At 41.1% G+C, this 25,418-nt stretch carries 24 protein-coding genes; 14 read left to right on the plus strand and 10 right to left on the minus strand.

All coding sequences use genetic code 11. The features are described 5' to 3' along the window. The coding region (locus ABYD77_RS09080) for a globin family protein (RefSeq protein WP_372769100.1) at positions 1 to 466 on the plus strand (466 nt) is incomplete at its 5' end. Here ABYD77_RS09080 and ABYD77_RS09085 read toward each other — a convergent pair. Continuing rightward, the gene (locus ABYD77_RS09085; protein WP_372769102.1) at positions 463 to 1,359 is read right to left on the minus strand and encodes a hypothetical protein; all 897 of its coding nucleotides are present in this window, start codon (positions 1,357 to 1,359) and stop codon (positions 463 to 465) included. The genes ABYD77_RS09080 and ABYD77_RS09085 overlap by 4 nt on opposite strands. Before the next feature lie 72 nt (positions 1,360 to 1,431). Here ABYD77_RS09085 and glnE point away from each other — a divergent pair, with 72 nt between their 5' ends. Beyond that, entirely contained in the window at positions 1,432 to 4,221 is a 2,790-nt protein-coding gene (gene glnE / locus ABYD77_RS09090) for a bifunctional [glutamate--ammonia ligase]-adenylyl-L-tyrosine phosphorylase/[glutamate--ammonia-ligase] adenylyltransferase (RefSeq protein WP_372769104.1), read from the plus strand. Positions 4,222 to 4,244: 23 nt separating this feature from the next. Here the strand turns inward: glnE and ABYD77_RS09095 are convergent, their stop codons facing one another. The 3 genes from ABYD77_RS09095 to tolC form a co-directional block, all read right to left on the minus strand. Beyond that, positions 4,245 to 4,814 (minus strand): TcpQ domain-containing protein, encoded by a 570-nt coding sequence (locus ABYD77_RS09095; RefSeq protein ID WP_372769106.1) that lies wholly within the window; start codon positions 4,812 to 4,814, stop codon positions 4,245 to 4,247. A 213-nt stretch (positions 4,815 to 5,027) separates the two neighbouring features. Next, positions 5,028 to 5,951, minus strand: a complete 924-nt coding sequence (lpxL, locus tag ABYD77_RS09100; protein ID WP_372769108.1) for an LpxL/LpxP family Kdo(2)-lipid IV(A) lauroyl/palmitoleoyl acyltransferase — start codon at positions 5,949 to 5,951, stop codon at positions 5,028 to 5,030. A 99-nt stretch (positions 5,952 to 6,050) separates the two neighbouring features. Further along, entirely contained in the window at positions 6,051 to 7,331 is a 1,281-nt protein-coding gene (tolC, locus tag ABYD77_RS09105) for an outer membrane channel protein TolC (protein ID WP_372769110.1), read from the minus strand. A gap of 193 nt (positions 7,332 to 7,524) precedes the next feature. On the opposite strand from tolC, the gene nudF reads away from it, so the two are divergent. From nudF to rraB, 8 genes are all read left to right on the plus strand, one after another. Beyond that, a complete protein-coding gene (nudF, locus tag ABYD77_RS09110; RefSeq protein ID WP_372769112.1) occupies positions 7,525 to 8,148 on the plus strand; it encodes an ADP-ribose diphosphatase in 624 nt (207 codons plus the stop codon). Beyond that, positions 8,142 to 8,588 (plus strand): DUF1249 domain-containing protein, encoded by a 447-nt coding sequence (locus ABYD77_RS09115; protein WP_372769114.1) that lies wholly within the window; start codon positions 8,142 to 8,144, stop codon positions 8,586 to 8,588. The genes nudF and ABYD77_RS09115 overlap by 7 nt, the downstream gene beginning before the upstream one ends. Further along, complete coding sequence (locus tag ABYD77_RS09120) at positions 8,575 to 9,357, plus strand: metallophosphoesterase (RefSeq protein WP_372769116.1); 783 nt, start codon at positions 8,575 to 8,577, stop codon at positions 9,355 to 9,357. Before ABYD77_RS09115 ends, ABYD77_RS09120 begins: the two co-directional genes overlap by 14 nt. Next, on the plus strand, positions 9,339 to 9,905 hold the full coding sequence (locus tag ABYD77_RS09125) for a YqiA/YcfP family alpha/beta fold hydrolase (RefSeq protein ID WP_372769118.1): 567 nt from the start codon (positions 9,339 to 9,341) through the stop codon (positions 9,903 to 9,905). The genes ABYD77_RS09120 and ABYD77_RS09125 overlap by 19 nt, the downstream gene beginning before the upstream one ends. A gap of 100 nt (positions 9,906 to 10,005) precedes the next feature. Continuing rightward, positions 10,006 to 11,904: a DNA topoisomerase IV subunit B gene (gene parE, locus ABYD77_RS09130; RefSeq protein ID WP_372769120.1), complete on the plus strand. Its 1,899-nt coding sequence runs from the start codon at positions 10,006 to 10,008 to the stop codon at positions 11,902 to 11,904. A gap of 29 nt (positions 11,905 to 11,933) precedes the next feature. Then, a complete protein-coding gene (gene parC / locus ABYD77_RS09135) occupies positions 11,934 to 14,240 on the plus strand; it encodes a DNA topoisomerase IV subunit A (RefSeq protein ID WP_372769121.1) in 2,307 nt (768 codons plus the stop codon). A gap of 103 nt (positions 14,241 to 14,343) precedes the next feature. Further along, positions 14,344 to 15,129, plus strand: coding sequence for a 1-acylglycerol-3-phosphate O-acyltransferase (locus ABYD77_RS09140; protein WP_372769123.1), 786 nt, complete (start codon positions 14,344 to 14,346; stop codon positions 15,127 to 15,129). Further along, positions 15,107 to 15,442 carry a ribonuclease E inhibitor RraB gene (rraB, locus tag ABYD77_RS09145; RefSeq protein WP_010561698.1) on the plus strand — a complete coding sequence of 112 codons (336 nt, stop codon included), beginning with the start codon at positions 15,107 to 15,109 and terminating at the stop codon, positions 15,440 to 15,442. The genes ABYD77_RS09140 and rraB overlap by 23 nt, the downstream gene beginning before the upstream one ends. 51 nt (positions 15,443 to 15,493) lie before the next feature. Here rraB and ABYD77_RS09150 read toward each other — a convergent pair whose 3' ends face one another. The 6 genes from ABYD77_RS09150 to ettA all read right to left on the minus strand — a co-directional run bounded on the left by ABYD77_RS09150 (position 15,494) and on the right by ettA (position 20,721). Further along, on the minus strand, positions 15,494 to 15,778 hold the full coding sequence (locus ABYD77_RS09150; protein WP_372769125.1) for a hypothetical protein: 285 nt from the start codon (positions 15,776 to 15,778) through the stop codon (positions 15,494 to 15,496). Between the two features lie 88 nt (positions 15,779 to 15,866). Then, on the minus strand, positions 15,867 to 17,024 hold the full coding sequence (locus ABYD77_RS09155; protein ID WP_372769127.1) for a glutathionylspermidine synthase family protein: 1,158 nt from the start codon (positions 17,022 to 17,024) through the stop codon (positions 15,867 to 15,869). Then, entirely contained in the window at positions 17,024 to 17,611 is a 588-nt protein-coding gene (locus ABYD77_RS09160) for a DUF1190 domain-containing protein (protein ID WP_372769129.1), read from the minus strand. Before ABYD77_RS09160 ends, ABYD77_RS09155 begins: the two co-directional genes overlap by 1 nt. An 8-nt stretch (positions 17,612 to 17,619) precedes the next feature. Then, positions 17,620 to 18,018 (minus strand): DUF350 domain-containing protein, encoded by a 399-nt coding sequence (locus tag ABYD77_RS09165; protein WP_372769131.1) that lies wholly within the window; start codon positions 18,016 to 18,018, stop codon positions 17,620 to 17,622. Positions 18,019 to 18,089: 71 nt separating this feature from the next. Next, positions 18,090 to 18,461: a PilZ domain-containing protein gene (locus ABYD77_RS09170; RefSeq protein ID WP_372769133.1), complete on the minus strand. Its 372-nt coding sequence runs from the start codon at positions 18,459 to 18,461 to the stop codon at positions 18,090 to 18,092. A gap of 586 nt (positions 18,462 to 19,047) precedes the next feature. Beyond that, positions 19,048 to 20,721, minus strand: a complete 1,674-nt coding sequence (gene ettA / locus ABYD77_RS09175) for an energy-dependent translational throttle protein EttA (protein ID WP_372769135.1) — start codon at positions 20,719 to 20,721, stop codon at positions 19,048 to 19,050. A gap of 186 nt (positions 20,722 to 20,907) precedes the next feature. Here ettA and ABYD77_RS09180 point away from each other — a divergent pair, with 186 nt between their 5' ends. The 4 genes from ABYD77_RS09180 to ribD all read left to right on the plus strand — a co-directional run. After that, entirely contained in the window at positions 20,908 to 23,094 is a 2,187-nt protein-coding gene (locus tag ABYD77_RS09180; protein WP_372769137.1) for a patatin-like phospholipase family protein, read from the plus strand. Positions 23,095 to 23,293: 199 nt separating this feature from the next. Continuing rightward, the gene (gene glyA / locus ABYD77_RS09185; RefSeq protein WP_372769139.1) at positions 23,294 to 24,550 is read left to right on the plus strand and encodes a serine hydroxymethyltransferase; all 1,257 of its coding nucleotides are present in this window, start codon (positions 23,294 to 23,296) and stop codon (positions 24,548 to 24,550) included. A 70-nt stretch (positions 24,551 to 24,620) separates the two neighbouring features. After that, positions 24,621 to 25,070, plus strand: coding sequence for a transcriptional regulator NrdR (gene nrdR, locus ABYD77_RS09190; protein ID WP_038642469.1), 450 nt, complete (start codon positions 24,621 to 24,623; stop codon positions 25,068 to 25,070). 4 nt (positions 25,071 to 25,074) lie between these two features. Next, a partial coding sequence (gene ribD, locus ABYD77_RS09195) for a bifunctional diaminohydroxyphosphoribosylaminopyrimidine deaminase/5-amino-6-(5-phosphoribosylamino)uracil reductase RibD (RefSeq protein ID WP_372769141.1) occupies positions 25,075 to 25,418 on the plus strand: 344 nt, incomplete at its 3' end.

The following is a 25,418-nucleotide window of genomic DNA, read 5'->3' on the forward strand; positions in this document are numbered from 1 at the left end:
AAAACAAAATAATAATGCTATGACGCCACAACAAATCGAACTCGTGCAATCGTCTTGGGAAAAAATTGTACCCATTGCCAGTGACGCAACCACCATCTTTTACCAACGTTTGTTTGCTATTGCACCTTACTTAAAGCCACTGTTTAAGGGGGATGTTGAAGAACAGGGCAAGAAACTGGCTACTATTTTAACTACTGTGGTGCGAGGGCTTAAGCAACTTGATAAGTTAGAAATGGCTGTGTGGCAATTAGGACGACGCCATATTGCCTATGGCGTCTCGATGCCTGACTACCAGCCCGTTGCTGAAGCGCTGCTTTGGACACTAGAGCAAGGCTTAGGCGCAGATTTCACTGTACAAACAAAAGAAGCTTGGGTTGGCGCCTACACATTACTTGCAAGTGTCATGCAGGCTGGCGCCGATTATCCCTATGCGAATTTTTCGCTTTGGAAAGCAGAACAAGGCTAAATTGAGAATAAGCGAATAAGCAAAATCCCAATAGCTAAGTGCACAGCGAGTTCAATATTTGCAATGCCGATATTATCTTGCTGCTCAACCTCTATATTGGTTTGCACTTTTGGTAGCGCTAATTTTAGTACCAAGAAGGCTGTAATCTGATGCAGTGCGACAAATACAACTACATTTAGCAAAATCATAATGATGTTGTCGATAAAGTTGCCTGGAATAAACTCAATGCTCGACAATGCAGCAAATATCGCCAGTGATAATGCAATCATACGGGCAGCAAAGCGAAGCCCCAGCGAGGTGTTATCATAGGCAAAATAGGTTTGCAGTGATGCACCTTGGTTGGTTGCTGAAAAGGCTCGTTCTTGCCAACGAGTGTGCAGTAAAATAACAATTTGAATCGCACTAAATGCAATAATATCGGTAAGGAAGGTATTTAAATTCGTTGCTTTTGACCATTTGTATAAACCTAATACCACGATTGAATTTGCCAGTAATACGCCTGTATCTATTAACGCGGCGCACATATTTCGTTTTTCAATTGCTCTAGCTTCATTGAAGTCAGCCAAAATAAGTTTGTTATGGATCCACTTACCTAACCAGATAAAGCTCAATGCTAATGCTAGTGCTAAGGCAAAATGAGGTAGGCTTTCTTGCCACTGGGCAAGGTTAAATTCTCTTGCGATAAACCCCACCACTAAAATAATACTGAAAATTGATGACGCATAACTGATGCCCATCGCAAAGTTGTCTTTCTTGGCGAGTTCATTCATTAAGTCGTGGTCAGAGCTTGAAGCGCGTAATTGCTTCTTTACCACCATAAGCACTAATAATACTAATAAGCCGGTAATGGCAAATGCGACTAAAAGATCGTTCGAGAGCGTGATATAAGACATAAAAATAGCGTTCTTTTTTGCTAAGATACTAACCTAGCATGAAAAATTAATTGTTAAGAGTGTAAGTAAGTTATGGAGTTAGCACAAGGTTTACAACAGCTCGGGCAGCAGCGTTTTGCTGATCTGTTTGGTGAAGACAAGGTAGATGCTAAAATTGTCACGCTATTGTCATTAAGTGACTTTGCTTTTCGTATTTTAGAGCAGCACCCAAACTTTATTAATTACTTACAAGATCAAACTTGGCTTGCAACGCGACATACTCCAGAGGTTTTTCAACAATCACTTGAGAGAATTGATGAAGGTGCTGCTTTTCAAGCCTTAAGAGAATACCGCAACTTATACTGGCTTAAATTAGCCTACTTAGACTTGGTTGATGGTAACGATATTCGCGACAGCATCAGTTATACCTCTCAGTTAAGTGAAACCCTGATTGATTCAGCCTATCGCTGGGCCTATGCGCAAGTAGCGAGTGTTTGGGGAAACCCCATCGATAGTGACGGGCTAGCAATGCCTATGTTGATCCTCGGCATGGGTAAACTTGGCGGGTTTGAACTGAATTATTCATCTGATATTGATTTGATCTTTACCTATCCCTACCAAGTTGAAACACAAGGCGGGCGAAAGTCGTGCGAGGCACAGGTTTTCTTTACTAAGGTTGCACAAAAAACCATTGCGGCACTTAATCAAGTAACGCCTGAAGGAAAAGTATTCCGAGTGGATATGCGTTTGCGGCCATTTGGTGACAGTGGTCCTTTAGTTATGAGCTTTAACGCCATGGAAGAGTATTACCAAGAGCAGGGCCGCGACTGGGAGCGCTACGCCATGTTGAAGGCGAGGTTATTGGGAAGTGAATCATCCTATTGGCAGCAATTTTATGACCTTTTAAGGCCGTTTGTATATCGCAAGTATATTGATTTTTCGGTGATTGAATCACTTAGAAAAATGAAAGCGTTGATTGCTCAAGATGTGAGACGCAAAGGGTTAACGGAAAATATTAAGCTTGGCGCTGGTGGTATCCGTGAAGCAGAATTTGTGGTGCAAGCGCTTCAAATGATTCGAGGTGGCCGTGAGCCAAGTCTACAAGTGCAATCGTTTTGCAGTGCACTAGAAGCACTTGCAGAGCTTAACGAAGTACCAGAAGATGTTGCCGCTACACTGACCGATGGTTATTTATTTTTACGCCGCATTGAACAATATTTACAGCAATTTGATGATAAGCAAACACAAACCTTGCCGCAAGATGAGCTTGGCCAGCAACGCTTAAGTGCCTTACTAGGTAAGCAGCAATATGCTGATACCACCGCCGAGATAAATGCACAAATGGCAATTATTCATACTGAATTTAACGCCATGATTGGTTCAGAAGATGATGATGAGCAAGAAGTTGACTCGCGCTATGAATTACTTTGGGAAAAACCCAGTATTGAGGTGATTTCATCGCACCAATTATTTGCTGGAAATACAGATTTTTATAGTGTTTTGCATGATTTCAAAGTGCTTGGCAGTAAACGTAAACTAGGCGGTCGCGGCCGTGATGTGCTTGATAAACTTATGCCTAAATTATTGCAGCAAGCGGATAAATGCGGCTGTCAGCCAAGCATTTTGAAACGTGTTTTAGCTGTAATTGAGAAGGTAATTTCACGTACTGCCTATCTAGAATTATTGCTAGAAAACCCAGGGGCTCTTAATCAACTTTTTAAACTGTGTGCGCATAGTAAATGGATTGGCGATCATTTAGCCTGCTATCCAATTTTGCTGGATGAATTAATCGATCCAGCTCAGCTTTATCGCACGCTGCCACTCAGTGGTTATGAACAAGAAATCCGTCAGTATTTCTTAAGAATTGACGAAAATGACCTTGAAATGCAAATGGAAGCATTACGTCAATTTAAACAAACACATCAATTAAAAATTGCGGCAGCTGATGCCACAGGTGTGCTTGATGTTATGAAAGTAAGTGACCACTTAACAGCGCTTTCAGAAGCCATTGTAAGTCAGTGCGTTAACCTAGCATGGCAGCAAATGGTAGAACGTTTTGGTTATCCGCCTGCTGCAAATGACGATGAAAAGGGCTTTGCAGTGATAGCTTATGGCAAAGCTGGTGGCATTGAGCTAGGTTATGATTCAGACCTTGATTTAGTTTTTGTGCATAATAGTGACGGTAATGGTCAAACCAATGGCGACAAGCAAATTGATGCTCGCCAGTTTTATTTAAAGCTTGCTCAGCGTTTGCTGCATTTATTTAATACACGCACAGCTTCAGGCATTCTTTATGAGCTTGATACCCGTTTACGCCCAGAAGGAGCGTCTGGCTTATTAGCAATTAATATTGAGACTTATCGAGAGTATCAACTGAAACAAGCTTGGACTTGGGAGCATCAGGCCTTAGTACGTGCCAGAATGACCTATGGTCAAACTCAATTACAAGAACGTTTTAAATCCATTCGAAAAGAAGTCTTGTCGCTGACACGTGAACAACAAAAGCTAAAAGATGACGTTGTTAATATGAGACAAAAAATGCGCGATCACCTGATGAAAGGGGATGACGTACGTTTTGATATTAAACAGGGGCTAGGTGGCATGGCTGATATTGAATTTTTAGCCCAATATTTTGTACTAGCAAATGCCCATCAACAGCCGTTGATCTCTGAGTATTCGGATAACATTCGTATTTTTGAGCGCGCAGCGGAACTTGGTTTAATTGAGCAAAATGAAAAGTTGTCGCTTACATCAGCTTATTGTGAGCTACGCGAGTTATACCATCAAGTAAGTTTACGCCAAGAGGCTAAACTTGTTAGCGTGGCATCTGTTCAAGAAAAAACTCAAGCAATAATTGCTATTTGGCAAAAGTACTTAGCGTGAGTTTATGGTAAGTGATAACTGTGTTAAAGTGTTGCTTTTACACAGTTATCACGCACATATCGGGTAGGATTTTCGGTTATTACCGCAGTACCATGTTTATAACAAAAGAAGCCAAAGACATCATTTTCAAAATCACTGTCGATGGCTTTTGATACTTGGTAAAGAGTGGTGATAAACGTTTCGTCGACTCGGAAGTTGTCTTTAATGATGTAGTCTTTATCGAGATACCATAAAAACTCAATACCTTCTTGCTCAGCAAATTGTGAAAGTACTTCTTTTAAGGTATCCCCTTTGTCAAAGCGACGTGCTTTAATTTGCCCACGCCAACTTGCTGGGGTTTTATTGGAAATGGTGCGTTGTTTTAACTGCTCAGCTAATGAAGTTTCTGGTTCATCTAATAAAATTACGTATTTTTCACGTTCTGTCATCGAGTTAAGTGTACTGCGAAAACTATTATAAAAGTTTGTGAGGCCTTGTGCAGCAGGGTTTGATTTGGTATCAGAAGTGAATACCGGCCCTTTACCAAGAAGTAGATACAGTGCAGCTGCAATTAAGATAATACCAAGAGATAAATGTTTAAGCCAAAACCACACAGCAGCACTCACAATGTTTAAAAATAAAGCAAGTCAATAATAGCTTTAACCTATTAGTAATTTGCATAATACTAATTTCGTATTTTTATAGTAATGCGAGTAATAGCTGTTCTGGCGAGCAGAAATGATAGAAAAACTAACGATTAATGCAAAAGGTGTGAGCCCAAATAGGTGGTAAACACATTATTTATTTGGGCAGAATTAAATTGACGATTACTTGTAATAAGATGTCGCATTAGGGTCTTTTTGTGTTTTAAAACGGCGGTGCAACCACAAATACTGCTCAGGTGCTTTACGAATCGCGTCTTCCATTGCTTTGTTTACACGGGTAACGTCATCAATATCATTGCCCGTTGGGAAGTTTTCGAAAATAGGGCTGACATCTAAAAAGTACTTTCCGTCTTTACGGTAAGTTGAAAGTGCGACTGTTTCACTGTTTTTACTGCTGGCAAAAATTAGGGTACCTGTTGTGGTGCAGGTTTCTTCTACTGCAAAAAATGGCACAAATTCAGAACGTTTTCGGCCATAGTCTTGATCCGGCAAGTAGTAACAAAGTTTGTGTTTGCTAAGGGCTTTTAATAAGCTTTTTACATCACGTTTGGTTACTAACGCTTCACTAAAGCGCAGGCGACCATTAACAATGATGTATTCCATTAACGGGTTATTATGCGGGCGATAAAAGCCCACACCGGTATTTTGAATGCCCATCATACGACCTGCAACTTCGAGGTGCATCATATGTGGCACTAACATCAGAACACCTTTGCCACGGTTAATCGCATTTTCAATATGATGGTAACCAGTAATGCCACCAAAGTGCTTGTTAGCGCGCCACTGTGGCCACCACCAAGCCATACCTGATTCAAAAATAGCAATACCGGTATTTTCTAGGTTTTCTTTTACAAGTTTGGCTTGTGCCGTTTTATCTAATTCAGGAAATGCCAATGCAATGTTGACCTCGGCAATTTTGCGGCGCTTTTTGACAAAACGATAAACTAAACGACCCAGTAATTTACCAAGGCCGATTTGTAGCTTGTATGGTAACCACGAAAGCAAATAGAGAATAAGTACACTTAACCAAGTGAGCCAATATTTAGGAGCGAGAAAAGAGTATGAAAAAGGCGCTTTAGTGATCACAATATCATTTGCAAAAAGTAAAAAATTAGCGCGAGTATATCAAAAAGAAAGGAAAACGTGGGAATAGATTTATTCCCACGAAAAATTACATTACCGAGGTTAGTTTAAACCGCGGTTAATTGCTTCAATATCACTGCGAGACAGTGTACCTTCAGCAAGCTTTAAGCCAAGAGTTGATACTACATAACGGTAACGAACCGCTGATAAGTTACGGCTTGCATCGTATAAGTTACGAGTACTGAGTAATACGTCAACAATAGTACGTGTACCCACTTCAAAACCAGCTTCTGTTGCTTGCAGTGCGCTTTCTGCAGATACAACAGCTTGCTCAAGTGCACGATAAGTCGCGATATCTGATACTACTTGGTTGTAAGATGTACGTACTTGCTTGTTTACATTACGGTATGCACTTTCAAATTCTTGGCTAGCAGCAACAAAATATTCAGTCGCTTGGTTTACCGCAGCTTGTGTACCACCACCTTGGTAAATTGGCACAGAGAAATCTAAGCCTACTTTAGTTTGGTCCAACCGAGGGCCTGTTTCGCCAAGGCTATCACCATAAGAAGCCGACAGAGTCAGCTTTGGATAGTGTCCTGCTTTTGCTTGTTCAATTTGCTCTTTCGCAATGTCCACAGATACGCGAGATACTTGCAGTGAAATATTATTTTCTTTTGCAGACTCAACAAATTCAGCACTCTTACGTGCTGGTTTAACTGTTGAAAATTTATTTGTGTTAAGTGCATTTAGCTTTTCGTGATATTTACCCGTGATTTCACCAAGTTCTTCACGCGCTGTTTCAACATCGTTAATTGCAACAATTTCACGTGCTACAGCGTTATCGTACTGAGCTTGTGCTTCATGTACATCAGTAATTGCAGTAAGACCAACTGCATGGCGCTGTTTTGTTTGCTCAAGCTGGCGTTCAATTGCACGTTTTTCTGCGCGAACGAATTCTAAGTCGTCTTGACGTGCAAGCACGTTAAAGTATGCATTTGAAACACGAACAATTAGATTTTGCTGCGCTAGTTGGTAGCTTGCATCTGCTTGTAATGCTTGCTTTTCTGCAATGTTTAGTGATTTCCAAGAGCCTAAATTGAATAGGTCTTGATCTAATCTAATACCGCGACTAAATACATCTGAGTCACCCAGATCACCGTCTGTTTTTTCATAACCCATTGTTGCACCGATTTGCGGTAGTAAACGAGCCATTGCGATATCAGTGCTGTATTCTTGTGCGTCGCGTGTTGCTTTCGCTTTTAATACCACAGGGTCATTAGCAAGTGCGATTTCGTATACTTGCATTAAGTCTTCTGCATTTGCATGCGTTACTGAAAAGCTACATGTTAATGCAACAAGCGCAGATAATAGTTTCTTCTTCATAGTGGTTGTCATCCCCAGACAATTTTTGTAAGCATCTTAGCGTGTTTTTTTATTGATTAGAAAAACAATACAGTAAAACAAAGCATTCAAGTGTAACAGAATATGAAAAATTCGTTTTATTGACTTATTAAGCTAAAATACCGAAAAATCGATAGATTATCGAATAGATTTTAAACTAATTAAGTCGTTTAATATGGCCAAAATTACAAAATTCAACCAATCAGATGTAGAAATAGTCGCTAAAAAACGTACATTTAACGGTTTCTTCAAAATAGACGAATACCATTTTCGTCATGCGTTATTTGCTGGCGGCCAGTCCGAAATTGTTGTTCGTGAAATTTTTGAACGTGGCGATGCGGTTGCGGTCTTACCCTATGACCCAAAATTGGATGCGGTATTACTTATTGAGCAAATCCGTATTGGTGCACTGAGTGACAAGAAGTCTCCATGGCTATTGGAAGTGATTGCCGGGATGACAGATGGCAGTAACGATTACGAAAGCGTAGTAAAAAAAGAAGCAAAAGAAGAGTCGGGTATTGAGCTTAGTAATCTTGAGTTTATGTTATCGTACCTTTCAAGCCCCGGTGGTACCTCTGAGCGTTTATACTTATATTATGCTGAAGCGGATTTATCGCAAGCTGGTGGGCTTTTTGGTGTGCCTGATGAAGGTGAAGATATTAAAGTGCATGTTTTACCGGTTAAACAGGCGTTTCAGCTACTTGATGAAGGTGAAATGGATAACGCAGCAACTGTGATTTGTTTGCAATGGCTTAAACTGAATATTGAAGCAATAAGAGAGAAGTATCATACGTGTTAGCACAGGCTTATCGACAAAATTTACCGAAATATATTCGATTATGTGAGCAAAATTACGCGCGCATAAACTGCCTGTTGCCAAAACAAAATGATAAAGGGGCTGTAAATAAAGTATTAGTTGGCGGTTTTGAATTTACCTTAACCGTGTTAGAAGCGTCGCCTTATACAAATTTAGTGTCTTTAAAGCAGACTGACAATCAAGTGATTGGGTTTACACGTCCAGACTTAAATGTGCGTGTGTATCATGATGCAAAAGTTGCTGAAGTAGTATGTAAATATTATCCAAAACGTGTCAAACCTGCATATGGTTACCCCAACCCAGATATGCACCAAAAAGATGAGAAATATCAAATTAATGCGTTTTTAAAAGATTGGTTGGAATACTGTATCAACCAAGGCAGAAGTACATTTCATTGGGATACCGATCATGGCGTGGTTTGAACAAAAAGCGCAGATTGAGAATAACCAATTAACACTTATTCATATCACCGATAGCCATGTTTTTGCGAATCACGAAGGTGAATATTTTAATGTTAATACGGCAAATTATCTTCGTAAAACTCTTGAGCGTATAAAGTTTATTGACTGTGATGCGATTATTTTTGGCGGTGATTTAACGCAAGATCACAGCGAAGAATCGTATCACTTATTCGCGCAACTTGTGGTGGATGCGGGGCTTGCTGACAAGTTTTTTTGGCTGCCGGGCAATCATGATGAACTTGATGTCTATAACCGTGTGTTTACACAGTATGGTATTGTCAGTTGCAAGTTGTTGCAAAATGCTTATTGGCAAGTGTTATTGGCAAATTCCAAAGGGCCAACACCCGCGGGACTTATTAATGAAACGCACTTTACTGAAATAGCATCTGAGCTTAACAATAGCGAAAAATTTACGTTAGTGTTTACACATCATCACCCCATTGCCATTAATGGTTATCTCGACAAACACATCTTAGAAAATGGCGATGAGCTGCTTAGTTTGCTATCACGTCATAGTCATGTGAAAGGCCTTGTTCATGGTCATGTGCACAATGAATACAGCTGGTTATTTGACGGTTTTGCTGTATTTGCAACGCCTGCCACATCAATTCAGTTTGAGAAAAATACCCCCGATTGGCAGCAAGTTGACTTAGGTCCGGCGTTTCGTGTGATACGATTACAACAAAATGGCAGTTTAAGCACACAGGTCGTATGGCTAAACAACGCGTAATTTACATTCATGGTTTTAATAGCTCACCAGAATCATTTAAAGCACAACAATTTGGTCAGTATTTAGCGAAACATCATGATGTTGAGTATTTAGTACCAAAACTAAACCACGAACCGCGAGAAATTTTGCTGACGCTCGAAGCGTTAATAACACCTAATACAAAATTAATAGGCAGTTCATTGGGCGGATACTTTGCAACTATTTTATCCGAGCGCTATCAACTGCCAGCGGTGGTTGTTAATCCGGCTGTTGCACCATTTGACCTAATGCATGATTACCTAGGTACGCAGTACAACCCGTATCAAGATTATTATTACGATGTGACTGAACGTCATGTTGATCAGTTAAAGCAGTTTTACATTGCCAACTTGTCCCAGCCTGAGTTGATTTTACTTTTACAGCAGATGGGCGATGAAGTATTAGATTTTTCACAGGCGGTCGATTATTATAAAAACTGCCGTCAGCGTATTGAATTTGCTGGCGATCACAGTTTTATTGGGTTCGAACGTTATTTCCCAGATATTGTAGATTTCCTGAAAATATCGTAAAACAGTTATAACTTTAAAAAACGCGCTAAAACCTAGAAGTTTTTACCCACAAGGGAAACTAGGTCACCAAAGATAATTAATATAAAAAGAACCGCATTTCATGACGACACAAGATTACAATGCAGAAGCCATTGAGGTATTAAATGGACTTGAACCGGTAAAACGCCGCCCTGGCATGTATACCGACACCACCCGTCCTAACCACCTTGGTCAAGAAGTTATCGATAACAGTGTGGATGAAGCTTTAGCGGGGCATGCATCTAAGATTGATGTCATTCTCCATGAAGATAATTCACTGGAAGTAATCGATGATGGCCGTGGTATGCCGATTGATATTCACCCAGAAGAGGGTATTCCAGGGGTAGAACTTATTCTTACTAAACTGCACGCAGGTGGTAAGTTTTCAAATAAAAACTACCAATTTTCGGGTGGTTTGCACGGGGTAGGTATCTCGGTTGTAAATGCCTTATCAACACGCGTGCTGGTTACTGTTCGTCGTGATGCCAAAGTGTATGAAATTGCCTTTGAAAATGGCGATAAAGTGCAAGACTTGAGCGAAGTCGGTACTGTGGGTAAGCGCAACACAGGTACTTCTGTTCATTTTTGGCCTGATGCTAGTTACTTTGATTCTGCCAATTTCTCACTTAGCAAGCTAAAGCATTTATTAAAAGCAAAAGCGGTTCTGTGTCCTGGATTACGCATTCGATTTGTTAATAAGCAAAGCAAAGAAACGATTGAATGGTTCTTTGAAGATGGTTTAAAAGACTATTTAGCAGATGCATTAAAAGAATATGAAGTATTGCCTAAGCAGCCATTTACGGGGGAATTTGCTGGCTCCACCGAAGGTGCTGATTGGGCTGTGTTATGGTTACCAGAAGGTGGTGAAGGGGTTTCTGAAAGTTATGTAAACCTAATTCCGACGGCACAAGGTGGTACTCATGTAAACGGATTACGTCAAGGCCTACTAGAAGCGATGCGTGAATTTTGTGAATTCCGTAATTTATTGCCTCGCGGTGTTAAATTAACCCCAGATGATATTTGGGATCGCTGTAGCTATGTATTGTCTGTGAAAATGCAAGACCCGCAATTTGCGGGTCAAACCAAAGAAAAACTATCGTCGCGTTCAACCTCTGCATTTGTCTCTGGTGTCGTGAAAGACTCATTTAGTTTATGGCTAAATGAACACACTGATATTGCCGAATTACTTGCTGAAATTTGTATTAGCAACGCACAAAAACGTATGCGTGCTGCGAAAAAAGTGGTGCGTAAAAAAGTCACCTCAGGCCCAGCTTTACCGGGTAAATTGACCGATTGTAGTACGCAAGAAAGTGAACGCAGTGAACTCTTTTTAGTAGAGGGTGACTCTGCCGGTGGTTCGGCAAAACAAGCCCGCGACCGAGAATTCCAAGCGGTGATGCCACTGCGCGGTAAAATTCTTAATACCTGGGAAGTGGAATCAGGACAAATTCTTGCGTCACAAGAAGTACATGATATTTCGGTGGCGATTGGTATGGACCCAGATTCAAGCGACTTATCAAATTTACGTTATCACAAGATTTGTATTTTAGCGGATGCGGATTCTGACGGACTGCACATTGCAACACTATTGTGTGCGCTGTTTGTAAAGCATTTCCCTATTTTGGTTGAGCAAGGTCATGTGTATGTAGCAATGCCGCCACTTTATCGTATCGATGTAGGTAAAGAGGTTTACTATGCCCTTGATGAAGATGAAAAAGTCGGCATCTTAGACCGTATTGAAGCGGAGAAAAAACGCGGCAAGGTCAATGTACAACGCTTTAAAGGTTTGGGTGAAATGAACCCAATTCAGCTGCGTGAGACGACAATGGATCCAAATACCCGTCGCTTAGTGCAATTAAGCTTAGCAGGCGATGAAGACACGCTAGAAGTAATGGATATGTTACTTGCCAAAAAGCGCTCAGGCGATCGTCGTGAATGGCTAGAAACCAGTGGTGACCAAGCGGATTCGTGGAACTCATAACAAGCATAAAAAAATTTAGGTAAACGAGCATGTCAGATCTCGATACCCTCGCAATGCAAGGGATAGAACAACAAACAATGGCGCAGTTTACGCAAAGCGCCTACTTAAATTACTCGATGTATGTAATTAAAGACCGTGCACTGCCACATATTGGCGACGGTTTAAAACCAGTACAGCGTCGAATTGTGTATGCGATGAGTGAACTAGGCTTATCAGCAGCAGCTAAATATAAAAAATCAGCCCGTACCGTGGGTGATGTACTCGGTAAATACCACCCTCATGGTGATAGTGCGTGTTACGAAGCCATGGTATTGATGGCGCAGCCGTTTTCTTACCGCTACCCGCTGGTGGATGGTCAAGGAAACTGGGGTGCTGCGGATGACCCTAAATCATTTGCTGCAATGCGTTATACCGAAGCGCGTTTATCAAAGTTCTCAGAAGTTTTGCTTAAAGAGCTTGGTCAAGGCACAGTTGATTGGATCCCTAACTTCGATGGCACTATGAAAGAGCCTGAAGTATTACCTGCACGATTACCGCATATTTTACTGAACGGTATAACCGGTATTGCTGTAGGTATGGCAACAGACATCCCACCGCACAATGTGCGTGAAGTCGCAAATGCCTGTTGTACGCTGTTAGATCAGCCCAAAACGGAACTTGAAACCATTTTAGATATGGTAATTGCCCCTGATTATCCGACTGATGCAGAAATTATCACGCCGAAGGCTGAAATTCGCAAAATGTATCAAACTGGTAAAGGCTCTATCAAAATGCGCGCGGTGTATACCGAAGAGCAGGGTGATATTGTTATTACGGCTTTACCACATCAATGTTCGGGTGCGAAAGTGCTTGAGCAAATCGCAGCGCAAATGCGCGCGAAAAAACTGCCAATGGTAGCTGATTTACGTGATGAATCAGACCATGAAAACCCAACACGTATCGTAATTGTACCACGCTCTAATCGCATTAAAGCTGAGCCACTAATGGCGCACTTGTTTGCAACTACAGATCTTGAACGCAGTTACCGTGTTAACTTAAACATGCTTGGTTTAAATGGCCGCCCGCAAGTTAAAGATTTAAAAACAATTTTATCTGAGTGGTTAGTATTTAGACGCGAAACAGTGCGTCGCCGTTTACAATACCGTCTAGATAAAGTGTTGGCGCGTTTACATATTTTAGAAGGCTTGCTTATTGCCTTTTTAAATATCGACGAAGTGATTGAAATCATCCGCACGGAAGATGAGCCAAAGCCAGTACTAATGGCGCGTTTTGGTATTACTGAAACCCAAGCAGAAGCAATTTTAGAACTTAAACTTCGCCATCTTGCTAAATTAGAAGAAATGAAAATTCGCGGTGAGCAAGATGAGCTTGCTAAAGAGCGCGATAAGCTTGAATTAACACTTGGTTCAGAACGTCGCATGTCGACCTTACTGAAAAAAGAAATTCAAGAAGCCGCTGAGCTTTATGGTGATGAGCGTCGCTCACCTGTGGTTGAGCGTGACGAAGCAAAAGCACTAAGCGAAAAAGACTTAATGCCATCAGAAAGTGTAACAGTGGTACTTTCTGAAAAAGGCTGGGCACGTTTTGCTAAAGGCCATGATATTGATGCAGAGGGCTTAAGCTATAGAGCAGGCGATAGCTTTAAGTCGCTAGCCAAAGGTCGCAGCAATCAGCCGAGTGTGTTCTTAGATAGCTCAGGCCGTGCTTTTGCAACTGAAACCCATAGTTTACCTTCGGCACGAAGCCAAGGCGAACCTATGACAGGCCGCTTTAACCTTGCCCCAGGCGCTAACCTTGAGCACGTTGTGATGGGTGAAGAAAAAGCAAACTTCTTAATGGCATCCGATGCGGGTTATGGCTTTATTGCTGAATTTAATGATTTAGTCAGTAAAAATAAAAATGGTAAAGCTCTGGTAAGTATTCCAGAAGCTTCGCTTTTACTGACGCCGCAACCAATTCAAGACATTACATCTGATCGCTGTTTAGCAATCTCGAATGAAGGGCGCATGCTTATCTTCCCAATTCGTGATTTACCAAAACTAGGCAAAGGTAAAGGTAATAAGATTATCTCTATTCCTAGTGCCCGCGTTAAGGCGCGTGAAGAGTTTGTTAAAGTGCTGGGTATTGTGCCTGATGGCGCATCTGTTACTTTACATGCTGGTAAGCGTAAACTCACACTTAAACCGAGTGATCTTGAGCATTACTATGGTGAGCGTGGCAGACGCGGGAATAAGTTACCGCGTGGTTTACAGCGTGTGGACTTAATGGAAGTTGAGTTTACCACCGCACAAGAACTGATCGACGAGACTATTGATCCGGAAAATACCGGAGAGTAGTAACAAAGCTTAGTGCCGAAAAGCGTCGAAAAACGTTAAAATAGCGAAAACCAGTCTCAATTAGGGACTGGTTTTTTTATAAACTGTGTTTTTTAGCTTACACATGTTAGCTAAAATTCGTATAATGGCGCGCTTAGTTATTGGAGATGTTATTTTGATATTTGCTGTTCGCTTAGTACTGCTTGCGATTTTTATCTTTTTCAGTGCGATTTTTGGTTTGCTATTGTGTTTAGTCATGCCATTCAACCGAAACCATGTACACCGTTTTGCTTCTTGGTACGGCAGTATGCATGTACTTTTGGGTGCAAAAATAGATATCAAAGGACTTGATAATTTAGACAAAGAAAAGTCATACGTGTTTGTTTCGAATCATCAAAATAATTATGACTTATTCACCGTAACCAATGCGGTACCAGAGAATACCGTAAGCATTGGCAAAAAAAGCATTCGTTTTATTCCGTTTTTTGGCCAGCTTTATTGGCTCTCGGGAAATATTTTAATTGACCGTAATAACAAATCTAAAGCCAAAGGCACGATTGATAAAGCAGCATCAAAAATCAAAAACGATAAAATTTCAGTTTGGTTATTTCCGGAAGGCACACGCAGTTATGGCCGAGGACTATTGCCGTTTAAAACGGGCGCGTTTCATACTGCAATGCAAGCTGAAGTGGAAGTGGTTCCGGTGTGTATGAGCACCACAACTGGTCGTATTAAATTAAATCGGTGGTCAAATCCGACTATTTTTGTTGAGTTGCTTGATCCAATCTCATTAGATAAGGATGTACCAGCAAGAGAGCATGCCAAACGAATCCATGCTATGATGCAAAATAAGATTGAACAGCTAGATGCTAAAGTAGAGAGCGATTGTGGAAAACTGGCGCGAAATTAGTGAAGATATTGTTGAGTCATTATTAGAAGATGGCTCAAATCCAGACAAACTATATGAAGTAGAACACCACTTTGTATGTGAAGATTTTGATAAGTTAGAAGAAGCGGCACTTGCTGCTTTTAAACTTGGTTTTGATGTTGAAGACCCAGCTGAACTTGAATTAGAAGATGGCAGCAAAATTTGGGGTTTTGATGTTGTAGTTGAGTGCGAACTAGATGCAGAACTTATTCTTGAAGATGTTGATAAACTTATCGACCTCGCTGCAAAAGCTGGTGTGGAATACGATGGATGGGGCACTTACTTTCAAGAGTAAATACTGAACTCATCAATCGAATACAAAAAATAGCGCCTTATGGCGCTATTTTTATTGACTGTCATCTTGTGAGAGATTGAACGGGGAGAACAATAGTATCGGCACTAAAATAAGCGTATGAATGGATAACCAAGCAAGTGTGCCCTCATAAACGCCCAGTGCTGTTACCGCTGTAAATAACGCAAGCGCCGAAGATACCACCGCTAATAACCAATAAAGGCCGATAGGGCTATTACTATCAAGTCGCACACTTTCAGCACACTGGTTACTTTTGCAATAACACGACATTGCTATGACTACCGTCACAAATGAAAAAGCAATCAATAAAACTTCCATGGTTATTTCCTGCAAAGGCTTTATGGAAGTAAGAGTATATTGCTTATATTTTTAAGTCAATAAAAATGATAACTATTATCAATCAAATTCAATCTAGAATGATGTGAGGTATAAATCGAGAAGTATCTTGCGTGATTGGCGAACTATCTTCGCGAATAGTTAAGCCGCAACTTTGATGATTTACCAACCAACTGCCGATTAAGGTATGATTGCCATCAAATACAGGCAGTGGTGCAAGTGCTTGCACAATATAGCCTTCTTCACCGTAGCAACCCTCACTGTGTACCCGACCTTTGGTTGGGTGATGCCAAGTGATGTTAGCGCCTTCACGGCCAAAAATCGGTTTTTGCACATAACCATTATCTAAACCACCACCGACATTATTTGCAAAATAGGCTGGTAATAAGTTGGGATGATTAGGAAACATTTGCCACAGTAGCGGCAGTAAGGCTTTGTTCGAAAGAATCGCTTTCCACTCAGGCTCAATAAAGCGGGTATGGGTCGTTATTATGTGTTTGGCAAACTCGTCCTTAAACAAGTCTTCCCAAGGGTAGAGCTTAAATAAGTGATTGATTGGCGTATCTTCGGGATCAAGTAATTGCCCTTTATTATCAACCCCAATTTCTTCAATTGGAAAGCGTGCTGTTGCGATACCTGCTTGATAAGCGCAATCTTGAAGATAACTAACGGTGCCTTTATCTTCGAGCGACCCCTCTGAATAGCAAAAACTTAGCTGATGTTTTAAATTGAGTTCGCTAAAGCGGGTAATTAAGCGTTCTTGAATGCTGTTAAATTGATCAGCCTGACGAGGCAGTACAGCTCGGTCAACTTGTTGCTCTAACCACATCCATTGGAAAAACGCAGCTTCATAAATTGAAGTTGGCGTGTCGGCATTATATTCCAACAGTTTTGCAGAGCTCTTACCATGGTAAGAAAAATCCATGCGGCCATATAGGCTTGGTTCTTTTTGCTGCCAGCTGCGCTTTATTAATGACCAAAAGTCTTCAGGAATGGCAAATTGTGTTAACCAATATTCATCGTTAATTACCTTTTCGACGGCTTGTAAGCACATTTGCTCAAGTTCATTGGTTGGATCTTCAATATCGTTTTCGATTTGCGCCAAGGTAAACTGATAATAAGCAGATTCATCCCAGTAGACTTCGCCATCAATCGTCGAAAATTCAAAGCCAAAGTATTCGGCCTGCTGTTTTAGATCAGGCCGAATAGGTGTATTACGGCGAAACATTAACCGCCGTAGCTCCGTGAAGAAGCGCGGCTACCGAATCCTCCGCGAGAACGCGACACCGATTTAGGTTTAGAGGTAAATTTTACTTTCGATTTTTTAACCATAACTGTGCCACGGTTGTTAATCGAGCCGATCAGTTGGTTATTGCTATTGCGAAAGTTAAAAAAGTCATCTTTTGAGCGGTACAGCGGCTTACTGCCACCATAAGAACTACCGCCAAAGTAGGCATATTTTTTACGTTTTTTCTTTTTCGCGTAATCCAGTGCCTCATCAACTGCTTCAGCGACAAGGCCAATCATAAAACCAGCCATAATTGGCCGCCAAATACTGTTGTTATCACGTTCGCATTGGTCAAAGCCGAAGTCACTTTCACAGTTAGATTCGGATGTGTATTTTGGTGCTTCAACTAGGTGATTAGCAAGCGCTTCTTGATATTGCACTTCACATTCAAAACGTTCAACGCCCCATTGTTCGCAGTCATCAACATCTTTGAATAAAAGCGCGGATTCATCGCTTTCGCCACAGCCGGTCAATCCAAAACCAGCACCGAGCATAAGTGTGAGTTTGAGTTTACTAGTTCGCTTCATGGTGCCTCCTAGTAAGTCATACAGGCGGCATTTAAAATTCCAGTTGCAAGCGAAGCAACGGCTAAAAAGATACCAGCGCTGATTTCATCTTTATTAATGCGCTCAGTAATTTTAGGCATATAAATCTTAACAGCAAAAAAGGTGATTAGCTGCATTACGCAGGCAATAACACCCCAAATCGCAAAATCAATAATTGATACAGAATTTATAGCGGCACTGGCAACGGGTAGGGTAAAACCTAAAAACGCACCAGCAAAGGCAACTGCAGCTGTGCGGTTATTTTGCTTCATTAAGGTCCATTCACAGTGTGGGGTAACCAGTGTATAGATAAAAATAAAGCCAAGAATTAATAGATAACCAATTGCAAAATAAAGCAAAAACGGAACGAAGCCCGCTAGTGAATCCATTATCATTATTGTCATACTCCAAAAAAGTAGTATGCGTAGACTAATTAAACGTTTCACGCATACTGAGGCAGTTAGTCTTGTGGCACAGATAAATGTTCAAGCTCGCGATAAAGCTCTTCTTCATCTCCCATGTTTAATTCGATAAGGCGTTTTAAGTGGGTCACGCTGTCAATTTCAATTTGTTCACAGCGCAAGCCTAATTGAACACTTTCAACATGCGCTAGCGATACTAACATCTCAATTACAATGTTACTGTTTGACAATTGAAACGCTAACGTTGCACTTTTCGCAAGATCACATGCATTGGGCCAGTTTTCAGGTTTTTTAATCAGTGCACCTTTTAGCGATAGGTCCAAAAGCTCTGCACGGTACTCAACACCTTGAAAAATTAAGGTGGCAGGGGTGCGATAAATAATACGGGTGAACTGTCGTCTTTCTTGCATTAGCTACGCTCCTTATCGTCATCAATAAAGCATAGCTGATCCCTAAAAAATATTAAATATTTTCATGCTGATAAGCGTAAATATTGCGTGCAAATTATGAGCTTTTCTGTGCGATGTAAAAGTCATTATTTAACAAGTGGCTGAATGTATTGAAAAACCAAAGGCTGTCCGCAATGAATTAGAATAACTATGCTCTCATTTACGTAAGATTTTCATTGTATCGACACAGCTGGTTTATCTAAGGCGATAAAAGAGAAAATTCGCTTAGTTTTAGCCCTAGCTTCCTTATTAACTTGAGTTGCTTGGATTTATTGTTAGTTGTCATATATCACTTCAAAATTATCCTTAGCTGGGAAAAGGAGCAATTGCGGGGATAAATTTTATAAGGAATCGGCTCGTTAGCAAGACTTTGATGTTTATTGTTATCAAAAGAAACTAAGCGAGTTGTGTTTATTAGTATTTCTTGCCAAGTGGCACGACAGGGTTATGTGATTTACGGTGCAAATATCTTTGCTAAAACATTAATTGTTTGTCTCATTAAAAAAGCCCGCAAATGCGCGGGCCTTTTGTATTGCGTGAAAACCTATTAACCGATTTTCTTGTACTTAATACGCTTAGGTTGCGCAGCTTCTGCGCCAAGCGTTTTCTTAAGCCATGCTTCGTATTCTGTGTAGTTACCTTCGAAGAAGTTTACTTGGCCTTCATCACGGTAATCAAGAATGTGCGTAGCAATACGGTCAAGGAACCAACGGTCGTGCGAGATACACATTACGCAGCCTGGGAATTCTAAAATGGCATTCTCAAGAGCACGAAGTGTTTCAACGTCGAGGTCATTGGTAGGCTCATCGAGTAAGATCATGTTACCGCCAGCTTTTAGAAGCTTAGCTAAGTGAAGACGGTTACGCTCACCACCTGATAAGTCTTTAACGTATTTCTGTTGATCATTGCCTTTGAAATTAAAGCGCGATACATAAGCACGACTGGCAATTTCAAAGTTACCAATTTTCAGTACATCTTGGCCTTCAGAAAGTTCTTGGAATACTGTTTTTGAACCGTCTAAATCGTCACGGAACTGATCAACTGTTGCTAGTTCAACTGTCTCACCAAGTTCAAAGTTACCTGCATCTGGCGTTTCTTGACCGCTAAGCATACGGAATAAGGTTGATTTACCTGCACCGTTAGCACCGATAATACCAACGATAGCGCCTTTTGGTACTGAGAAGCTTAAATCATCGATTAGCACACGGTCACCGTAGCCTTTTTTGATATTGCTCACTTCAAGTACTTTGTCACCTAGGCGTGGACCCGGTGGAATAAATAGTTCGTTAGTTTCGTTACGCTTTTGATAATCAGACTGCTGTAGTTCTGAGAATTGTGCCATACGCGCTTTTGATTTAGCCTGACGGCCTTTCGGATTTGAACGAACCCACTCAAGCTCTTGAGCAATTGATTTCTGACGTGCTTTTTCCGCTTTTTCTTCTTGCTTCAAACGCGCATCTTTTTGTTCAAGCCATGATGAGTAGTTACCTTCCCAAGGAATACCTTCACCGCGGTCTAGCTCTAAAATCCAACCGGCAACGTTATCTAGGAAATAACGGTCGTGGGTAATCGCCACAACAGTGCCTTCGTAATCGTGTAAGAAACGCTCTAACCATGCCACTGATTCTGCATCTAAGTGGTTAGTTGGTTCGTCGAGTAATAGCATGTCAGGCTTTTCAAGTAATAAACGACAAATTGCCACACGGCGACGCTCACCACCTGAAAGTACTTTAATTGGTGTATCCCACTCTGGTAAACGAAGGGCATCGGCAGCACGCTCTAGTGCGTTATCTAGGTTGTGACCATCGTGCGCTTGAATAATTGCTTCAAGTTCACCTTGCTCTTTTGCGAGCGCATCAAAATCAGCACCGTCCATTGCGTATTCAGCGTAAACTTCGTCTAAACGCGCAAGGGCGTTTTTAACTTCAGAAACGGCTTCTTCAACTGTTTCACGTACTGTTTTGTTTTCGTCCAATACTGGTTCTTGCGGCAGGTAACCAATTTTTGTATCAGGAAACGCGCGAGCTTCACCTTCAAACTCGGTGTCAACACCAGCCATAATACGAAGCAAGGTAGATTTACCCGCACCGTTTAAACCAAGCACACCAATTTTTGCGCCAGGGAAAAATGAAAGCGAGATATCTTTTAAAATAGTACGCTTTGGCGGCACTACTTTACTTACACGGTGCATCGTGTAGATAAACTTATCCGGTAAAGGCATGAATAATCCTATAGTGATTCTAGTAATTTAATTGCTGCATATTGTAGTGCGATAAATGGGGGCATTCAATGTCGCGATGTATTTTAAATGACATTCTATTAGGTTAAGGTAAGGTATTAAAAAAAATATAAAAATTGCTTAACTATGTTGGCTGTTCGAAAAATTCCAGTTTTCCTATTGATTCCAATGCTGATCTTAAGTTTACCCTTATGTGCTAATTCTAAGCCTAAAATTGGCTTAGTGCTTGGCGGTGGTGGTGCAAAAGGCGGTGCACATATTGGCGTGCTTAAGGTATTAGAGCAAAATAATGTAAAAATTGATTATATTGCAGGCACCAGTATTGGCGCGTATGTTGGTGGTATGTATGCACTCGGTTATTCGGCTGACGAAATAGAATCGTTTATGCTCGATGAAGACTGGGGTCAGGGTTACTCAGATGATATTCCAAGGCAGACATTGCGCTATCGCGATAAAACATTGCGTGACAAATATAACTTGCAGCTCAATCTTGGCATTCAAAATGGTTCACTTAAAGCTTCTACTGGATTATTAGTTGGACAAAGTGTCAGCCGTTTACTGCGAAACTCAACTCGTAATGTACACTTATTTGAAGATTACGATCAGCTCGCTATCCCATATCGAGCGGTAGCCACCGATTTGTCGACGAGCGAGGCCGTTATTATTGGTTCTGGTAGTATTGTAGAAGCGATGCAAGCATCGGCCTCAGTTCCAGGTGCGGTGCAACCGACAGAAATCGATGGGCGATTGCTAGTGGATGGTGGTATTGCAAATAATTTACCTATTGATGTGGTGAAAAAAATGGGCGCGGATATTGTCATTGCAGTGGATATTGGCGCTTCTCTAGCAAGTTCAAATGACTTTACTTCCATGATTGAAGTGCTTGGTCAGCTCTCAACTATTTTGACTAACGCTTCAACACAATGGCAAAAACGCTTATTGACCGAAAAGGATATTTATATTCGCCCTGACATTGATGATTTGAGCACCACTGATTGGGCAGATTTAGCGGAGTCAGTGGTACGCGGCATTGCAGCTGCCAAAAAAGTTGATACTCGTTTTAAAGTGATAGCCTCTTCAAAGCAAGATTTTGAGTGTTATGTCTCAGATAAAAAACAAAAAAGTAAGCAGTGGTTTAATCCAATTTCTAATCCTATTTTAGCGATTTCTTTAAATAATATATCAAATGTAAACAATCAGCTGATTTTAAAGCACTTCGCAATCAAGCCGGGCAACACTCCCTCAGAACATGATATTCAACTAGCTGTTAATCGCGTCTATGCACTCAATGAGTTCGAGCGGGTTGAAACTGAATTTAGAGATACCGAGCAAGGACGAGTGCTAGTTTTAAAAACGGTAGGTAAATCATGGGGGCCAAATTATTTAGATTTTGGTGCGAATTATCAAAGTGATGTCACTGTGAATTCGGTACTTTCAATTGATATGGCATATACCCGTAAAGGTATAAATGAATATGGTGGATTATGGCGGAATGAAATATCGCTGGGGTTTGAAGAATATTTAGCAACAGAATTTTATCAACCATTAAATGCTGAAGATGATTATTATGCTCGTGCACGAGTCTCTTTTATTAAGGATCGCTATAAACTACAAACGGTCAGTCAAGCCTATTTTGATCTCGAGAAAAACTATCTACGTGGCATGTGGGCTATCGGTTACAATTTTAACAACTTATGGCGATTAGAGTTTGGCATGGTAAAAGATCTTGGCGAACTCGAACAAAAGTCAATTGTAAATGAATCGTTTGACTTTAATCAAAGCGGATTCTATACCAGTTTAATGTATGACACGCTTGATAGTATTAGTTTTCCTACTGAAGGCGCACGTTTAAGACTTTTATATGCCCGTTTTAACGAAACCTATGATGAAAGGTTGGATCCTATCAGTGGACGTTATAGCTCTAAATACAAATTAGATTGGCGTGGTGCATTTTCAATCAAACACCATGCATTCGTTGGTACAACTTCATTTGCCAGCTATGAATCAGAAGGTGAGGTGACTGTTAATACCGAGCTGTTAGGTGGCTTTCTCAATTTATCTGGTTACGGTAAAAATGTGCTTAATGGTCCGAAAAAAGCTTTTGGTGCGGCTATTTATCAATATGATCTTGGCCGCGATATGCTAAATATGACCAGTATGCCACTTTATCTTGGTATTAGTGCGGAGGCAGGTAATGTTTGGGATATTCATCAAAGTGTGGACTTATCTGAGCTTATTTTTGCAAGCAGTGTGTTTGTTGGCACTGATACGCGTTTTGGTCCGGCAGCATTGGGTTTTGGTCTGACGGATGATGGCGAGTCGAGTTTTTTTGTCTCATTAGGCAAACACTGGTAGTTAGATAATAAATTTTAATGCTATTTTGGTTTTTCATTTTAATTACTTATCTTTCGATTTAAAAATATCATTAAAAATACACTGTGAAAATTTTTCAATCCCTGTTTAAATAACTTCACATAGACAAAGTAGGCAAGGGCGCTTTTTAAGCGTACAATACGCCCTTTATCCCACAACCATCTTCTATTTAGGAGTAACCATGTTAGAACGTAGCATGAATATCTCGGATTTTGATCCAGAACTATTTGGCGCAATGGAAAAAGAAAAGCAGCGTCAAGAAGAGCACATCGAACTTATCGCGTCTGAAAACTACTGTAGCCCGCGTGTACTTGAAGCACAAGGTTCTCAGTTAACTAACAAATACGCGGAAGGTTACCCTTACAAGCGTTACTACGGTGGTTGTGAGCACGTTGATGTTGTTGAGCAATTAGCAATTGATCGCGCAAACGAATTATTTGGCACTGACTACGCAAACGTACAACCTCATGCGGGTTCACAAGCGAACGCAGCGGTATTCCAAGCGTTACTTCAGCCTGGCGACACAGTTTTAGGTATGAGCCTTGCACACGGCGGTCACCTAACTCACGGTTCACACGTGAACTTCTCAGGTAAAACGTACAACGCTGTTCAGTACGGCCTAAATGAAGAAACTGGCGAAATCGACTACGCACAAGTTGAAGCGCTGGCACTAGAACACAAACCAAAAATGATCATCGGTGGTTTCTCAGCATACTCAGGTATTGTTGATTGGGCTAAGTTCCGTGAAATTGCAGATAAAGTAGGCGCTTATCTACTAGTTGATATGGCACACGTTGCAGGTCTTGTTGCTGCTGGTGTTTACCCAAGCCCAGTACCATTTGCACACGTTGTTACAACAACAACACACAAAACATTAGCGGGTCCTCGTGGTGGTCTAATTGTGTCTAACTGTGGCGACGAAGAGATTTACAAAAAGTTAAACTCTGCGGTATTCCCTGGTGGCCAAGGTGGTCCTTTATGTCACGTTATCGCTGCTAAAGCGGTTGCGTTCAAAGAAGCATTACAACCTGAGTTTAAAGATTACCAACAACAAGTTGTTAAAAATGCTCAAGCAATGGTTGAAGTATTCAAAGCACGCGGTTACGACGTTGTTTCTGGTAAAACAGACAACCACTTATTCTTACTTGATTTAATCAACAAAGATATTACTGGTAAAGATGCTGACGCAGCACTAGGCAATGCTTACATCACAGTTAACAAAAACTCTGTACCTAACGACCCACGTTCACCATTCGTAACGTCTGGTCTACGTATTGGTTCACCTGCTATCACGCGTCGTGGTTTTAAAGAAGCAGAAGCAAAAGAGTTAACTGGCTGGATCTGTGATGTACTAGACAACATCGAAGATACTAAAGTACAAGACGAAGTTCGTGAGAAAGTTAAAGCAATTTGTGCGAAACACCCTGTTTACGCATAATGTTTTCTCATAGTTAACATGTTATGATAAGGCCGCTTTTTTGCGGCCTTTTTTATTTCGGGAATTGTTTATGCATTGTCCATTTTGTACAGCTAATGACACTAAGGTAATAGACTCGCGTTTAGTGGGTGGTGGTCATCAAGTTCGTCGTCGTCGCGAATGCAATGAATGTCACGAACGTTTTACTACGTTTGAGGGCGCAGAACTGGTGATGCCCCATGTAATTAAGCAAGATGGCAGCCGCGAGCCCTTTAATGAAGACAAACTTCGCAATGGTTTACGCCGTGCACTTGAAAAACGCCCTGTTAGCACTGAACAAGTAGAAGAAGTAGTGCATCAAATAAAATCACAACTGCGTGCGACAGGTGAGCGTGAAGTTGCCAGCAAAACGGTCGGCGAATTTATTATGGAAGCTCTAAAAAAACTCGATAAAGTGGCCTATGTGCGTTTTGCTTCCGTATACCGCTCATTTGAAGATATTAAAGAGTTTGGTGAAGAAATTGCGCGTTTGGGTGAATAATTAGATGTTAGATAGTCGTTTTTCTGAACGTGACCATTTTTTTATGTCACGTGCTATCGAACTGGCCAAGCAAGGTCGTTTTACCACAACACCAAACCCTAATGTGGGGTGTGTGATTGTAAAAGATGACCAAATCATTGGAGAGGGATTTCATATTCAAGCGGGTGGCCCTCATGCTGAGGTGCATGCGCTGAAAATGGCAGGTTACAATGCCAAAGGCGCAACCGCGTATGTTACGCTTGAGCCTTGTTCGCACTATGGCCGCACACCGCCATGTGCTGAAGGCCTAATTAAGGCAGGTGTTAGCCGTGTTGTTGCTGCCATGGTTGATCCAAACCCAGAAGTCGC

Source organism: Pseudoalteromonas sp., assembly GCF_041629635.1.
Classification (GTDB): domain Bacteria; phylum Pseudomonadota; class Gammaproteobacteria; order Enterobacterales; family Alteromonadaceae; genus Pseudoalteromonas.